This window comes from Dietzia lutea, from assembly GCF_003096075.1.
In the GTDB taxonomy this organism is placed as follows: domain Bacteria; phylum Actinomycetota; class Actinomycetes; order Mycobacteriales; family Mycobacteriaceae; genus Dietzia; species Dietzia lutea.
Genome location: NZ_CP015449.1, coordinates 1,076,435 through 1,091,281 on the forward strand (window position 1 = coordinate 1,076,435; position 14,847 = coordinate 1,091,281).

A 14,847-nucleotide genomic window follows, 5' to 3' on the forward strand; every position below is an offset into this window, starting at 1 on the left:
CGCGGTGGGCGTGCGGCGGTCAGGCCCGGGCGACGACCGGGACGAGCGCCCGCAGTGCCCCGGTGAGGCGGGCGGATCCGGCGGCGCCGGCGGCCAGGACCTCCGCGTGGTCGAGGGGCTGGCCGGTGACGCCGGCGGCGAAATTGGTCACCAGCGACACGGCGACCACGTCCAGCCCCAGCGCGCGGGCGGTGATGGTCTCGGGCACGGTCGACATGCCCACGAGGTCCGCGCCGAGGGTCCGCAGCATCGAGATCTCGGCCGGGGTCTCGTATTGCGGACCGGGCATGGCGGCGTAGACGCCCTCGGCGGGACGGACGTCCACGTGGGCGGGGCGGGCCCCCGGATCGGCGCCGGCGACCTCCCGCACCCCGGCGGCCGCGATGGCGTCGGTGGCCGCGGCGCGCAGACGCGGGGAGTAGGCGTCCACCATGTCGACGAACAGTGGCCCGGTCAGCGGCGAGCGCCCGGTGAGGTTGAGGTGGTCGCGGATGAGCACGAGGTCTCCGACGGCCATGTCGTCGCGCAGGCCACCGGCGGCGTTGGTGAGCACCAGCGTGCGGGCGCCGACGGCGGCCGCGACGTGCGCGGGGTGGACGACGGGCCCGGTGCCCGCGCCCTCGTAGAGGTGGGTGCGGCCGGCCACCGACAGCAGCGGCACGCCGTCGAGGAGGCAACTGGTCACGGTGCCGCGGTGACCGGCGGCCATGGGGGTGACGAACCCGGGCAGGTCGGCGGCCGCGACGGTCACGGCCGTGCCCGGGTCGGCGAGCCCGGTGACGACCTCGGACCATCCCGAGCCCAGCACGAGCGCGATGTCGTGGCGGTCGCGGCCGCTCAGCCGCGCGAGCTGTGCGGCGGCGTCGCGGGCGTCGTCGGTGGGGGAGAGCAGGGGCGCCATCGGCTGCTCAGGCGCCCGGGCCGACGTTGCGCGATTCCCGCGTGCGCAGCTCGTGCACGTACTGGTCGGGGGCACCCGCGCACTCGGCGGCGTCGGCGAGCAGACCGAGGTACCTCGCCGACGGCAGTCCGCCCTCGAAGGCGTCCATGACGTACAGCCACGCCAGCACGGTGTCGTCGGCGCCGCTGGGGGTGGTGTCCACGGCGAACTCGGATTCCTGCGCGTCGACCGGGGGGCCGTCGGGGACCGTGGGTCGTCGGGTGACGCGGACCCGGATCTTGCGCGCGGGCATCTCGTCGGTGCCCTCCCAGCGGTCGAGGGCCCGGACGTCCTCCTCGGGGACGTCGTAGAGCACCACGAAGACCCTCGACCCCTGGTCCGGCACGACCGTGGCGACGGCGCCCTCCCAGGTGGGATCGTCCCCGGCGAAGGTGAGGCGCCAGCCGTCCACCCACCCGGTCCCGGCGAAGGGGGAGTGCGGCGCGCGGGTGTTCATCTGATCGGGATGCATGTTCGTCCCGTACGCGGCGTAGAGAGGCACGGTCACAACCCTAGCCCCTGGGGGCGGCACCGGGCCCGACGTCCTCGGCCCCGATCGGGTCGTTCGACTACCGTGTACGGCGGACGTGACGCGGTCCGCCACAGCGGGCCGCGGCGCTCGGCCCTTACCCCTGTGAGCCGTGGAGGACATGTGACGCAACGCATCATCATCATCGGCGGCGGACCCGCCGGCTACGAAGCGGCGCTGGTCGCCGCCCAGTACGGTGCGGACGTCACGGTCGTCGACTCGGACGGCATCGGCGGCAACTGTGTGCTCAGCGATTGCGTGCCGTCCAAGACGTTCATCGCCACCACGGGCGTGCGGACGGATATGCGCCGCGCCGAGGAGATGGGCGTCCAGGCGCACTTCGACCCCACCGCCTACAAGCTGGGGCAGGTCAACGGGCGGGTCAAGTCCCTCGCCCGGGCGCAGTCGGCGGACATCCGCGCGCAGCTGCAGCGGGAGGGTGTGCGGCTGCTGTCCGGCCGGGCACGTCTGCACGACTCGCAGCCGGGCATGGCCTCGCACCGGGTGGCCGTGACCTTCGACAGCGGGCAGGAGAAGATCCTCGACGCCGACGTGGTCCTCATGGCCACCGGTTCCAGCCCGCGTGTGCTGCGGGGGGCCGAGCCCGACGGTGAGCGGATCCTCAACTGGCGTCAGCTCTACGACCTCACGGAGCTGCCCACCCACCTGGTCGTCATCGGCTCGGGCGTCACCGGCGCCGAGTTCGTCTCGGCGTTCACCGAGATGGGCGTCAAGGTCACCATGGTCTCCAGCCGCGACCGGGTGCTGCCGCACGAGGACGCCGACGCCGCCCTGGTGCTGGAGGAGGCGCTGAGCGAGCGTGGCGTGTCGCTGGTCAAGCACGCGCGCGCCGACGCGGTCGAGCACTTCGAGGACGGCATCATCGTCCGACTCGGCGACGGGCGCACGGTCAAGGGCTCGCACGCCCTCATCTGCGTCGGTTCGGTGCCCAACACGCAGGGCCTCGGGCTGGAGAACGCGGGCGTCGAGCTGCAGCCCAGCGGCCACATCAAGGTCGACCGCGTCTCCCGTACCACCGCCCCGGGCATCTACGCCGGTGGTGACTGCACGGACCTGTTCCCGCTGGCCTCGGTGGCCGCCATGCAGGGCCGCATCGCGATGTACCACGCGCTCGGTGAGGGTGTGAACCCCATCAAGCTGCGGACCGTCGCCTCCGCGGTGTTCACACGGCCCGAGATCGCCACGGTCGGCATCTCGCACGCGCAGATCGAGAGCGGCGAGGTCCCCGCCCGCGTCGAGGTCATGCCGCTGGCCGGTAACCCGCGGGCCAAGATGCGCAGCCTGCGCCGCGGCTTCGTCAAGCTCTTCTGCCGCCCGGCCTCCGGCGTGGTGATCGGCGGCGTCGTGGTGGCCCCCACGGCGTCCGAGCTGATCCTGCCGATCTCGGTGGCAGTGCGGAACCAGCTCACGGTGGGGGACCTCGCGGGGTCGTTCTCGGTCTACCCGTCCATGACGGGCACGATCACCGAGTCGGCCCGCCAGCTCATGCGTCACGACGACCTGGACTGAGCGGCGCCCGCGGGGCCCGTCGAACCGGCGGCGCCCGCGGAACCCGCGGCACCGCGGACGCCCCGCCGCCATCGCGGCCCGGTCGAACAGAGAGCCAGCGTGAGTCCCCCGACTTGCGCTGGCTCCCCGGCTCACGCTGGGAGAATGCACGGTTTCGGCGGGCCTGCGCTGCCGGAATGGACCGGGGAGGCAGCGGAAGTCGGAGCGGCAGCGTGTGTCGGGCGGGTTGCGATGGCTCTTCGTCCGCTGCCCGCCGCCCGGCGCCCCCGCCTGCCGCTCGGAGCCCGCAGCGCCCGCGGCACCGGCGGCGCACATCGGTGTCCGACCGGGCTTCAGCCCTCGGCGTCCGCCCAGTCCAGCGTCCGCTCGACCGCGTCGTTCCACCGCGCAAGCAGTCGCTCCCGCTCTTGCTCCGGCATCTGCGGGGACCAGCGGCAGTCCTCCCGCCACAACTCGCGTAGCCGGTCGGGGGAGTCCCACTGACCCACCGCCAATCCGGCGGCGAACGCGGCCCCCAGCGCGGTGGTCTCGGTGACCTCGGGTCGGATCACGTCCACACCGAGGATGTCGGCCTGGAACTGCATGAGGTAGTCGTTGACCACCATCCCGCCGTCGACGCGCAGCGAGTCCGCGGACTCACCGGCGTCGGCGACCATCGCGTCGGTCATCTCGCGGGTCTGGAACGCGGTCGCCTCCAGTGCCGCGCGGGCCAGGTGTGCGCGGGTGTGGAAGCGCGTCAGCCCGACCATCGCGCCGCGGGCGTCCGGCCGCCAGCGCGGGGCCAGCAGCCCCGAGAACGCGGGCACCAGATAGCAGTCCCCGTTGTCCTCGAGCGACTTGGCCAGCCCCTCCGTCTCGTCCGCGGTGGAGATGATCCCGAGGTTGTCGCGCAGCCACTGCACCAACGACCCGGCCACCGCCACCGACCCCTCCAGCGCGTAGACCGGGTCGTCGTCCCCGAGCCGGTAGGCGACGGTGGTGAGCAGACCGTTCTCGCTGAACTGCGGAGTCGTGCCCGTGTTGAGCAGGAGGAACGCGCCCGTGCCGTAGGTGTTCTTGGCCTCGCCCGGGTCGAAGCAGGTCTGGCCGAACATCGCGGCCTGCTGATCCCCGAGGATCCCCGCGATGGGCGTACCGCCGAACATCCTCCGTTCGGTCACGTGGCCCAGCACCCCGGAGGAGGGGACGATCTCCGGGAGCATCGCCCGGGGGACGCCGATCTCGCGACAGAGGTCCTCACTCCACTCCAGCGTCCGCAGGTCCATCAGCAGGGTGCGCGACGCGTTGGTGACATCCGTGACGTGGAGGGCCTCCTCGCCGTCGTCACCCCCACGGCTCCCACCCGTGAGGTTCCACACCAGCCACGAGTCGATGGTCCCCGCCAGCAGTTCCCCGGCCTCCGCGCGCTCGGTGCCGCGCTCGCCGCGCGAGTCGAGGTGATCGAGGATCCACCGGATCTTGGGCCCGGCGAAGTAGGTCGACAGGGGCAGGCCCGTGACGTCGCGGAACCGGTCGTCGCCGTCGGGGTGCCCCTCGGCCAGGCGCGCGCAGATCCCCGACGTGCGGGTGTCCTGCCACACGATCGCGTTGTGGACGGGTTCGCCGGTCGCCCGGTCCCACACGACGGTGGTCTCGCGCTGGTTGGTGATGCCGATCGCGGTGACCGCCGCAGGCTCGAGGTCCGCCCGGCCCGCCACCTGACCCATCGCGGTGCGCACATTCGCCCAGATCTCCTCCGGGTCGTGCTCCACCCATCCGGCCCGCGGCAGGATCTGCCGGTGCTCCACCTGGACCGTGGCCGCGGGGACCGGCATGCCCAGGTTGTCGAAGAGGATTGCCCGCGTCGACGTGGTGCCCTGGTCGATCGCCAGAATGTAGGTGCTGCGAGTCACATGCCCAAGACTACGTCCGCCCGCGCGTAGAGTCGGGGCCGACCGGCCGGAACCCCACGCCCGGCCGCGGAGGGAGCGTCCATGCCCACGACCAGGTCCCGATCCGTCCTCGGGCCCGACCGCCGCGCGGAGGCGTGGCGCAGGCTGGAGGAGGACACCTTCGACATCGTGGTCGTCGGCGGGGGCGTTGTCGGCACGGGCAGTGCGCTGGACGCCGCCACCCGCGGGCTGAACGTGGCGCTCGTGGAGGCCCGCGACTTCGCGGCGGGCACCTCCTCCCGCAGCTCCAAGATGTTCCACGGCGGGCTGCGCTACCTCGAGCAACTCGACTTCGGCCTGGTGGCCGAGGCGCTGCACGAGCGGGAGCTCAGCATGACCCGCCTGGCGCCGCACCTCGTCACCCCGCTGAAGTTCCTCTTCCCCCTGACCCGCCGCTTCTGGGAGCGCCCGTACATGGCCGCCGGGTTCGTGCTCTACGACGTGATGGGCGGAGCGAAGAGCGTCCCGCCGCAGAAGCACTACAGCCGGGCCGGCGCCCGCCGCGTGGCCCCCGGACTGCGCGAGGACGCCGTGGTCGGCGGGATCCGGTACTGGGACACCCTCGTCGACGACGCGCGACACACCCTCACCCTGGCCCGCACCGCCGCCCGCCACGGGGCGGTCGTGGCCAACTCGACACAGGTGATCGGGTACGTCCGCGACGGCGAGCGGGTCACCGGCGTGCGCGTCCGTGACGCCGAGACCGGGCGCGAGACCGACGTGCGCGCCGGGGTCGTGCTCAACGCGGCCGGCGTGTGGACCGATCAGCTGCAGCGGATGCTCGGGGAGGAGGGCGGCTTCACCGTCCGGGCCTCCAAGGGCGTCCACATCGTCGTGGACCGCGACAGGGTCGACTCGGAGGCGGCGCTGATCCTGCGCACCGAGAAGTCCGTGCTGTTCGTCATCCCGTGGGGCGAGTACTGGATCATCGGCACCACCGACACCGACTGGCAGCTCGACCTGGCGCACCCGGCGGCCACCGGCGCGGACATCGAGTACATCCTCGGCCACGTCAACTCCGTGCTCACCACGCCCATCCGCCGCGAGCACGTGCGCGGCGTGTACGCGGGGCTGCGCCCGCTGCTGTCGGGCGGCGCGGACTCCACCGCCAAGCTCTCGCGCGAGCACGCGGTGATGACCGTGGCGCCCGGGGCCGTGGTCGTGGCGGGCGGCAAGTACACGACCTACCGCGTGATGGCCGCTGACGCGGTCGACGCGGCGGTGGCCGAGCTGGGGGAGCGGGCCGCGTCGGTGCCGCCGTCGACCACCGAGCGGATCCCGCTCCTGGGCGCCGACGGGTATCCGGCGATGGTCAACCGCGCCGACCGGATCGCCGACCATTACGAGATCCGCGAGGCGCAGCTGCAGCACCTCCTCGGCCGGTACGGCACCCTGGCCGAGGACGTCCTCGACCTGGCGGCGGACCGACCCGACCTGCTCGATCCCGTCGGCGGAGCCGAGCGCTACCTGCGCGTGGAGATCGTGCACGCCGCTCAGGCGGAGGCGGCCCTGCACCTCGAGGACGTCCTGGTCCGCCGCACGCGGATCTCGATGGAGTACCAGCACGGTGGCGTCGACTGCGCGCGTGAGGTCGCCGACCTCATGGCCGGGGTGCTCGGATGGGACTCCGACCGCGTCGCGCGCGAGGTGGAACTCTTCGAGCGGCGGGTCGTCGCCGAGCAGGCGAGCCAGGTGGTGGAGTCCGACGACGAGGCGGACGAATTCCTCAGGGGCGTGCCCGAGGTCCGCGAGTTCCTGGCGGACGCGGCGTTCGATCCCGCCAGCGCGGAGCCCGTGGTCGAGCACTCGGCCGGCCCGGGGTCCTGAGACCCGCGGCAGCGCCGACGCGACACCGACGAGGCCCCGGCGACCATGTGGTCGCCGGGGCCTCGTCGTTACCGGTTCAGGAGCGGATCACTTGATCTCGCAGAGCACCGTGCCCTGGGTGACGGCTGCGCCGGCGTCCACGGACAGGTCGGTGATGACGCCGTCCTTGTGGGCGGTGACGGGGTTCTCCATCTTCATGGCCTCGAGCACGGCCACGAGCTCGCCGGCCTTGACCTCCTGGCCCTCGGAGACGGCGACCTTGACGACGGTGCCCTGCATGGGCGCCGACACGGCGTCACCGGACGCCGCCGCACCGGCGGCGCCGCCGCGGGTGCGGGACTTGGCCTTGCGGCGGACGGTGCCGCCGGCGTGGGAGCCACCGAACGCGAGGTCGCCGGGCAGCGAGACCTCGACGCGACGGCCGTCCACCTCGACGACGACCTTCTTGCGCTCGACGGGCTCGTCATCGTCGGCCGGGGTACCGGTGGGCGTCCACGGCTCGATCGGGTTGTCCCACTCCTCCTCGATCCACTTGGTGTAGACGTCGAAGCTGTCGCCGTCGCCGACGAACGCGGGGTGGGTGACGATGTGCTGGTGGAACGGCAGGACGGTGGCCATGCCCTCGACCTTGTACTCGGCCAGGGCGCGGGCCGAGCGGGCGAGCGCCTGGTCGCGGTCCGCGCCCCAGACGATCAGCTTGGCGAGCATCGAGTCGAACTGGCCGCCGATGGTGTCTCCCTGCTCGACGCCGGAGTCCATGCGCACGCCCGGGCCGGTGGGCTCGTGGTAGCCGGTGATGGTGCCGGGGGCGGGCAGGAAGTTGCGGCCGGCGTCCTCACCGTTGATGCGGAACTCGAACGCGTGGCCCCGAGGGGTCGGGTCCTCGGTGAACTCGAGCACCTCGCCCTCGGCGATCTTGAACTGCTGCAGGACCAGGTCGATGTTCGCGGTCTCCTCGGTGACCGGGTGCTCGACCTGCAGGCGGGTGTTGACCTCGAGGAACGAGATCGTGTCGCCCTGGACCATGTACTCGACGGTGCCGGCACCGTAGTAGCCGGCCTCCTTGCAGATGGCCTTGGCGGAGTCGTGGATGCGCTTGCGCTGCTCGTCCGTGAGGAACGGCGCGGGGGCCTCCTCGACGAGCTTCTGGAAGCGACGCTGCAGGGTGCAGTCGCGGGTACCGGCGACGATGACGTTGCCGTGCTGGTCGGCGATGACCTGCGCCTCTACGTGGCGGGCCTTGTCGAGGTACTGCTCGACGAAGCACTCGCCGCGGCCGAAGGCGGCGGTGGCCTCACGGGTGGCCGACTCGAAGAGCTCGGCGACCTCCTCCATCTTGTGGGCGACCTTCATGCCGCGCCCGCCGCCACCGAAGGCGGCCTTGATGGCGATGGGCAGGCCGTACTGCTCGGCGAACTTGACGACCTCGTCGGCGTCGGCGACCGGGTCCTTGGTGCCGGCGGCCATGGGGGCGTTGGCCCGCTCGGCGATATGGCGGGCGGTGACCTTGTCGCCCAGGTCGCGGATGGCCTGCGGCGGGGGCCCGATCCAGATGAGGCCGGCGTCGATGACCGCCTGGGCGAAGTCGGCGTTCTCGGACAGGAAGCCGTAGCCGGGGTGGATCGCGTCGGCGCCGGACTTGGCGGCGGCGTCGAGGATCTTGTCGAAGACCAGGTAGGACTCCGCGGAGGTGGTGCCACCCAGGGCGAAGGCCTCGTCGGCCAGCTTGACGAACAGTGCGTCGGCGTCGGGCTCGGCGTACACGGCCACGCTGGCCAGGCCGGCGTCCTTCGCCGCGCGGATCACACGGACGGCGATCTCGCCGCGGTTGGCGACGAGGACCTTGGTGATGTGAGAGCTGGCATGACTGGGCACTCAGGGCCTCCTGGTGATGGACGTCTTTACTGGCGGTCGGCCGGGAGGCCCACCGAGTTCTTCCGCAGTCTAATGAGAGGCCCCCCTCATGTGTGGTGTTGGGGTCGGCGGGTCCATCGCCGGGGGCGGCGCCGGCGGACCCGGGGGACGGGTGACCTGCGGTTTCTGGGCCGACGCCCGCGCGCTCAGCCGCGGAGTTCGGGACGCCAGACGCTATGCGCGTGGATCCCGGCGCCATGCAGAAGGCGACGCAGGAGCGGCAGGCTGAGCCCGATCACGCTCGACGGGTCGCCGTCGATCCGGTCGATGAACCAGCCGCCGAGCGACTCGATGGTGAACGCGCCCGCGCACTCCAGCGGCTCGCCGGTGCGCAGGTACACGTCGAGGTCGGCGTCGGACGGAGCGCCGAAGTGGACCGTGGTGTCGGAGGTGTCGGTGTCGGAGAAGGTGACGGTGTAGGGGTCCTCGCCGGTGAGGTCGGCGACGATCAGCGAGTGGCCGGTGAGCAGGACCCCGTGCCGGCCGCGCATCCGGCGCCACCGCTCCATCGCGCGCTCGTACGTGTGCGGCTTCCCCTCGAGGTGCCCGTCGACCAGCAGCATGGAGTCGCATCCCACCACGATCAGGGTGTCCGCCCCCGCCGCACGCGCCTCCTCCGCGAGCTCCGCGCCCTCGCGGTGGAGGACGTCCTCCGCCTTGGCGCGGGCGAGCTCCTCGACGACCCGCACGTGCGGCGTCCCCTCCGGCAGAGCGGCCTGGAGGGCCTCCTCGTCGACCTGCGGGTGGCGGATGAGCGGGTCGACCCCGGCCTGCTCGAGGATGCGGAGACGGGACGGGGAGGCGGAGGCGAGGACGAACGCGATCATGGGCTAGAGCGTAGCCACGTGCTCACGAGCGCGGCAGCAGCATGGTGGCGGTCAACGTGGTGGGTCGAGAGCCCGCACCCGGTGCCGGAGCTTGGCGGTGAGGTGCACGATCTCGCCGGTGTGCAGGTCAAGGGTGCGGTCCGGCAGCCCGAACTCGACGCGTCCGCGCAGGAGCTGCACGAGGATCGGGTGGAAGGCGGCGTGATCGGCAAGTTTCTGGCCCTCGTCGAACTCGAACGCGACGACCTTCGTCGTCTCATCCTGGTGGATGACGTTGGTGCCGGGACGGTCCGCGGACGGTTCGGCGCGCCCGATGATCCCCGTGTGATGGGTGGCGGTGCCCTCGTCGGTGCCCGCGCGCCTGCCGTGCTCGCGGTCCTCGGACATGCGGCCTCCTCGCGGACCGGCGCGCCGACCGGCCGGGCGGCGCCTCTCCAGCCTACCGGCGGGGTCGCCGACGACGGCCGCCCCCGCCGCTGCACTCTCGCGCGCCCATCGGTGCGGGCGGGAGTGCAGGAGCAGGGGCGGCGGTGCGCGTCGCGTGCGGGCCGGTCAGTACTGGCGGCGGTTGAGGAACGAGTTGGGGCTGTAGCCGAACGGCGGCCGGAGCCGGTCCTCGAAGGCACCCCAGTCGTTCTTGATCCCGGTGTCGTGCCCGCCGTGGGCGGCGTTGCCCTGGGCGGTCGCGAAGACCGCGGCCAGGATTCCCACCTCGGTGGCCGACGGGTTGCCCCCGACGACCTCGAAGAACGGCTTCTCGGCCTCGGCGGCCCGGTCCTGCTGCTGTTCGCCGGTCACAGCGGGATGTTCCCGTGCTTCTTGGCCGGCACCTCGACGACCTTGCGGTCGAGCAGGCGCAGCGCCTGGGAGACCTGCAGGCGAGTGTGCGACGGCGGGATCACCGCGTCGACGTACCCGCGCTCGGCGGCGACGTACGGGTTGACGAGGGTGTCCTCGTACTCCGCCTGCAGCTTCAGGCGCAGGGCGTCGACGTCCTCGCCGTTGGCCGCGGCCTGCTTGAGCTCGTTGCGGTAGACGAACCCGACCGCGCCCGAGGCGCCCATGACGGCGATCTCGGCGGTCGGCCACGCAAGGTTGATGTCCGCGCCCATGTGCTTGGACCCCATGACGTCGTACGCGCCGCCGTAGGCCTTGCGGGTGATGACGGTGACCTTGCCGACGGTGGCCTCACCGTAGGCGTAGAGGAGCTTGGCCCCGCGGCGGATGATGCCGTCGAACTCCTGGCCGGTGCCGGGCAGGAAGCCCGGGACGTCGACCAGGGTGAGGATCGGGATGTTGAACGCGTCGCAGGTGCGGACGAAGCGCGCGGCCTTCTCGGAGGCCTTGATGTCCAGGCAGCCGGCGAACTGGGTCGGCTGGTTGGCCACCACGCCGACGCTGCGGCCCTCGATGCGGCCGTAGCCGATGACGATGTTCATCGCGTACTGGGCCTGGATCTCCAGGAACTCGCCGTCGTCGACGATGTGCGAGATGACCTCGTGCATGTCGTACGGGCTGTTCGAGGAGTCGGGGATGATCGTGTCGAGCTCGTGGTCCTCGAGGGTGAGGTTGTCCTCGATCGCGCCTTCGGCCACGGGGTAGGGGAACCGCGGGGCCTCGGCCCGGTTGTTGCTCGGCAGATAGGACAGCAGGTCCTTGACGAAGTCGAGGGCGTCCTGCTCGTCGCTGGCCGTGTAGTGGGAGACGCCGGACTTGGTCATGTGAGTGGTGGCGCCGCCGAGCTCTTCCTGCGACACCTCCTCGCCGGTGACGGTCTTGATGACGTCGGGGCCGGTGACGAACATCTGCGAGGTCTTGTCGACCATCACGGTGAAGTCGGTCAGGGCGGGGGAGTACACGTGGCCGCCGGCGGACGGCCCCATGACGAGGGACACCTGCGGGATGACGCCGGAGGACAGGACGTTGCGGTGGAAGATCTCGCCGTACAGGCCGAGCGAGACGACGCCCTCCTGGATACGGGCACCGGCACCGTGGTTGATGCCGATCATCGGGCGGCCGGTCTTCAGGGCCAGGTCCATGACCTTGACGATCTTCTCGCCGTAGACCTCACCGAGCGACCCGCCGAAGACGGTGGCGTCCTGGGAGAACACGCAGACGCTGCGGCCGTCGATCGTGCCGTAGCCCGTGATGACACCGTCACCCAGCGGGCGACGCTCCGCGAGGCCGAAGGTGGTGGCGCGGTGGCGGGCCAGGGCGTCGATCTCCACGAACGAGCCCGGATCGAGGAGGTTCTCGATCCGCTCGCGGGCCGTCATCAGGCCCTTCTCGTGGGTCTTGTCCACCGCGGCCTGCCCCATGGGGGCCCGGGCCTCGTCGAGGCGCCGACGCAGCTCGGACAGCTTCCCGGCGGTGGTGTGGATGTCGGGGGTCGCAGCGTCCGTCTGGACGTCGGCGCTCACGTCCGGTTCTGAGGCAGTCGTCATGTTGCAAGACTCTAACTAGTCACCGCGCTCCGTGGCGACGTGACCCGGCCAACGGCGCCCGGAGACGGCCCGCGCCCCCTGTCGGAGCGGGCACATACCCTGGGTGTCGTGCACGCAGACACCGGTACCGAGACCCCGCCCGCGCTGGACGCCGACGCGCTCCGTCGCCTGCTGGTGGAGGGACCGGACGCCCCCTACTCCTCGCTCGAGGTGGTCGAGGACATCGGGTCTACCAACGCCGAGCTCCTCGCCCGCGCGGCCGCGGGCGCGCCGGACCGCAGCGTCCTGCTCGCCGAGCACCAGGCGTCGGGGCGTGGCCGGCTCGGTCGCGTGTGGACCGCCCCGCCCCGCACCCAGGTCGCCGTCAGCGTCCTGCTGCGTCCCGGTGCGGTCTCGCCGACGCTCTTCGGGTGGCTGCCCCTGGTCACCGGCCTGGCGATCCGCGACGGGCTCCGCGAGGCCGGCGGTGTGGACGCCACCCTGAAGTGGCCCAACGACGTCCTGGTCGACGGCCGGAAGATCGCCGGGATCCTCGCCGAGATGACCACGGTCCCCGCCGGGGGTGACTACGCGGTGCGCCTGCCCGCCATCGTGGTGGGCGTCGGGATCAACGTGTCCCTGACCCAGGCGCAGCTGCCCGTACCGCACGCCACCTCGCTCGCGCTGGCCGGAGGATCGGTCGACCGGGACCGCCTCGCGAGAGCCGTGCTGGAGGCGCTCGCCCTGCGCCACGGACAGTGGCGCGAGTGTGAACGCGGGAGCGGATCGACCATCTCGGACCTGCTCATGACGACCTACTCCGAGGCCTGCTCCACCATCGGCGCCGACGTGAGGGTCGAGCTGCCCGGGGACGTCGTGCGGACCGGGCGAGCCGACCGGGTGGACCGCGACGGCCGCCTCGTCGTCGTCGACACCGACGGCGAGTTCCCCGTGGCCGCGGGCGACGTCACCCACGTCCGCGGCGTCGGCGGTCGGTGGGGCGGCTGAGCCGTGGGTTTCGTCCGATCGGTCCTCGCGCCGGGGGAGACGCTCATCGTCCACACCCACCCGCACTGGCGCGCGCTCGTCAGGCCCGCGCTCGTCACGCTCGTCGGCGCCGGACTCGCCGGCATCGCCGGCGGCTTCATCGAGGTCCAGGTCGTCCACGCCGGGGACCGGACCGCCACCTGGGCCATGGTCGCGGTGCTGTTCTCCCTCGTCGTCCTCCGGTTCGCCCTCTGGCCGCTGATCCGCTGGGCGCGCACGGACCTCGTCGTCACCGACGAGCGAGTGCTCTATCGCCCGGCCGGCTCCAACCGGCGGTGCGTGGACGTGCCGCTGCGACGCATCAGCGCCGTCCGTTTCCGGCACACCCTCGCCGACCGCGCGCTCGGCACGGGCTGCCTCATCCTCGAGCTGGGGCACCTCCCGCCCATCGAGATCGACCACGTCCCCGAGGTGGCCCGCGTCCACGCCGCCGTCTACGACGAGCTCCTCCGGCTGCCCCCGCCACCGCCGCCCGCCCCGCTGCCCGCGGCGCCGCGCTCCCGCTGGGGCCTGCCGGGGCGACGCTGACACCCGGGCGACGTGAGACGATGGGCGGCGTGAACGACGACTCGCGCATCCGCCGCAATCCACTCGCAGCGCCCGTCGTGGCGATGATCGGCGGCGGGCAGCTCGCCCGCATGACCCACCAGTCCGCCGTCGCCCTGGGCCAGACCCTCCGGGTCCTCGCCGCCGACCCGCTCGACCCCGCGGCCCAGGTCACCCCCGACGTCGTGATCGGCGCACACGACGACCCCGACGCCGTCCGCGCCGCCGCCGAGGGCGCCGACGTGATGACCTTCGACCACGAGCACGTGCCCCCGCAGATCCTGCTCGACCTCGAGGCCTCGGGCGTCGCCGTTCGCCCGCGTGCCTCCGCGCTCATTCACGCCCAGGACAAGCTCGTCATGCGGCGCGCCCTCGCCGAGATCGGCGCGCCGATCCCGCCGTTCGCCGGGGTGGACTCCGTCGAGGACGTCCGGCGCTTCCACGACGAGCAGGACGGGCGGATCGTCCTCAAGTCCGCCCGCGGCGGCTACGACGGGCGCGGCGTCTGGATGCCGGACTCGCTCGAGGAGGCCGAGCGGATCGCCTCCGAGCAGCTCGCCGCCGGCGTGCCCATGATGGCCGAGGCCCGGGTACCGTGGACCCGGGAGCTGTCCGCCATGGTCGCGCGGTCCCCGTTCGGTCAGGGCGCCGTGTGGCCGGTCGTCGAGACCGTGCAGCGCGACGGGATCTGCGCCGTGGCGATCGCTCCCGCCCCCGGGCTGCCCGACGACCTGCGCTCCGCCGTCCAGGCGACCGCCCTGCGGCTCGCCGAGCACCTGGATGTCACCGGCGTCATGGCCGTCGAGCTGTTCGAGGTCGTCGGCTCGGACGGTCGCCCCGGCGTGCTGGTCAACGAGCTGGCGATGCGGCCCCACAACTCCGGGCACTGGACCATGGACGGGGCCACCACCAGCCAGTTCGAGCAGCATCTGCGCGCCGTGCTCGACTACCCGCTCGGCTCGACCGTGCCCACCGCCCCGCTCACCGTGATGGCCAACGTTCTCGGCGCGCCCGAGACCCCCGAGATGAGCATGGACGAGCGCGTCCACCACCTCGCGGCGCGCTTCCCGCACGCCAAGGTGCACCTCTACGGCAAGTCCGAGCGACGCGGCCGCAAGATCGGGCATGTCAACGTGCTCGCCGACCCGGGCCTGGACCCGAACGACGCGGACCAGGTGGCCGCCGTGCGCGCGGTGGCAGAGTTGGCCGCCCACTGGCTGTCCCACGCGCAGTGGGCCGATGGCTGGGACCCCCACACGGGCGCGCCCGTCGGCGACTTCGAACGCTGAGCTCCCGCCCCGTCCGGACGCCCCACTCACCGGACGATCCCCCG

General features: G+C 72.4%; 13 protein-coding genes. 5 read left to right on the forward strand and 8 right to left on the reverse strand.

What is annotated here, in order from left to right; genetic code table 11:
- Nucleotides 1-19: 19 nt before the first annotated feature.
- On the reverse strand, nt 20-901 hold the full coding sequence (locus tag A6035_RS04860) for a purine-nucleoside phosphorylase (protein ID WP_108846850.1): 882 nt from the start codon (nt 899-901) through the stop codon (nt 20-22).
- Between the two features lie 7 nt (nt 902-908).
- A complete protein-coding gene (locus A6035_RS04865) occupies nt 909-1,442 on the reverse strand; it encodes a gamma-glutamylcyclotransferase family protein (RefSeq protein ID WP_108849082.1) in 534 nt (177 codons plus the stop codon).
- Nucleotides 1,443-1,592: 150 nt separating this feature from the next.
- Between A6035_RS04865 and A6035_RS04870 the strand changes: the two genes are divergently transcribed.
- Entirely contained in the window at nt 1,593-2,999 is a 1,407-nt protein-coding gene (locus A6035_RS04870; RefSeq protein ID WP_108846851.1) for an NAD(P)H-quinone dehydrogenase, read from the forward strand.
- A gap of 332 nt (nt 3,000-3,331) precedes the next feature.
- On the opposite strand, the gene glpK is transcribed toward A6035_RS04870, so the two are convergent.
- The gene (gene glpK, locus A6035_RS04875) at nt 3,332-4,891 is read right to left on the reverse strand and encodes a glycerol kinase GlpK (RefSeq protein WP_108846852.1); all 1,560 of its coding nucleotides are present in this window, start codon (nt 4,889-4,891) and stop codon (nt 3,332-3,334) included.
- A gap of 81 nt (nt 4,892-4,972) precedes the next feature.
- Here glpK and A6035_RS04880 point away from each other — a divergent pair, with 81 nt between their 5' ends.
- Entirely contained in the window at nt 4,973-6,757 is a 1,785-nt protein-coding gene (locus tag A6035_RS04880; RefSeq protein WP_108846853.1) for a glycerol-3-phosphate dehydrogenase/oxidase, read from the forward strand.
- Between the two features lie 87 nt (nt 6,758-6,844).
- Here the strand turns inward: A6035_RS04880 and A6035_RS04885 are convergent, their stop codons facing one another.
- The 5 genes from A6035_RS04885 to A6035_RS04905 form a co-directional block, all read right to left on the reverse strand.
- Nucleotides 6,845-8,632, reverse strand: coding sequence for an acetyl/propionyl/methylcrotonyl-CoA carboxylase subunit alpha (locus A6035_RS04885; protein WP_108846854.1), 1,788 nt, complete (start codon nt 8,630-8,632; stop codon nt 6,845-6,847).
- A gap of 185 nt (nt 8,633-8,817) precedes the next feature.
- Entirely contained in the window at nt 8,818-9,498 is a 681-nt protein-coding gene (locus tag A6035_RS04890; protein ID WP_108846855.1) for a Maf family protein, read from the reverse strand.
- A gap of 51 nt (nt 9,499-9,549) precedes the next feature.
- Complete coding sequence (locus A6035_RS04895) at nt 9,550-9,885, reverse strand: cupin domain-containing protein (RefSeq protein ID WP_235026694.1); 336 nt, start codon at nt 9,883-9,885, stop codon at nt 9,550-9,552.
- Between the two features lie 165 nt (nt 9,886-10,050).
- Nucleotides 10,051-10,296 carry an acyl-CoA carboxylase subunit epsilon gene (locus A6035_RS04900; protein ID WP_108846856.1) on the reverse strand — a complete coding sequence of 82 codons (246 nt, stop codon included), beginning with the start codon at nt 10,294-10,296 and terminating at the stop codon, nt 10,051-10,053.
- A complete protein-coding gene (locus A6035_RS04905) occupies nt 10,293-11,942 on the reverse strand; it encodes an acyl-CoA carboxylase subunit beta (protein ID WP_108846857.1) in 1,650 nt (549 codons plus the stop codon). The genes A6035_RS04900 and A6035_RS04905 overlap by 4 nt, the downstream gene beginning before the upstream one ends.
- Before the next feature lie 108 nt (nt 11,943-12,050).
- Between A6035_RS04905 and A6035_RS04910 the strand changes: the two genes are divergently transcribed.
- From A6035_RS04910 to A6035_RS04920, 3 genes are read left to right on the forward strand one after another with little or no spacing between them, the layout of a single operon-like run.
- The gene (locus tag A6035_RS04910) at nt 12,051-12,929 is read left to right on the forward strand and encodes a biotin--[acetyl-CoA-carboxylase] ligase (protein WP_108846858.1); all 879 of its coding nucleotides are present in this window, start codon (nt 12,051-12,053) and stop codon (nt 12,927-12,929) included.
- A 3-nt stretch (nt 12,930-12,932) separates the two neighbouring features.
- On the forward strand, nt 12,933-13,496 hold the full coding sequence (locus tag A6035_RS04915) for a PH domain-containing protein (RefSeq protein ID WP_108846859.1): 564 nt from the start codon (nt 12,933-12,935) through the stop codon (nt 13,494-13,496).
- A 20-nt stretch (nt 13,497-13,516) separates the two neighbouring features.
- Nucleotides 13,517-14,803 (forward strand): 5-(carboxyamino)imidazole ribonucleotide synthase, encoded by a 1,287-nt coding sequence (locus A6035_RS04920; RefSeq protein WP_108846860.1) that lies wholly within the window; start codon nt 13,517-13,519, stop codon nt 14,801-14,803.
- The last annotated feature ends 44 nt before the right edge of the window (nt 14,804-14,847 follow it).

Bases quoted from the DNA above. Each gene is read 5' to 3' on its own strand.
- A6035_RS04860 (WP_108846850.1), bottom strand. From the start codon at position 901: ATGGCGCCCCTGCTCTCCCCCACCGACGACGCCCGCGACGCCGCCGCA.
- A6035_RS04880 (WP_108846853.1), top strand. From the start codon at position 4,973: ATGCCCACGACCAGGTCCCGATCCGTCCTCGGGCCCGACCGCCGCGCG.
- A6035_RS04890 (WP_108846855.1), bottom strand. From the start codon at position 9,498: ATGATCGCGTTCGTCCTCGCCTCCGCCTCCCCGTCCCGTCTCCGCATC.
- A6035_RS04895 (WP_235026694.1), bottom strand. From the start codon at position 9,885: ATGTCCGAGGACCGCGAGCACGGCAGGCGCGCGGGCACCGACGAGGGC.
- A6035_RS04905 (WP_108846857.1), bottom strand. From the start codon at position 11,942: ATGACGACTGCCTCAGAACCGGACGTGAGCGCCGACGTCCAGACGGAC.
- A6035_RS04920 (WP_108846860.1), top strand. From the start codon at position 13,517: ATGGGCGGCGTGAACGACGACTCGCGCATCCGCCGCAATCCACTCGCA.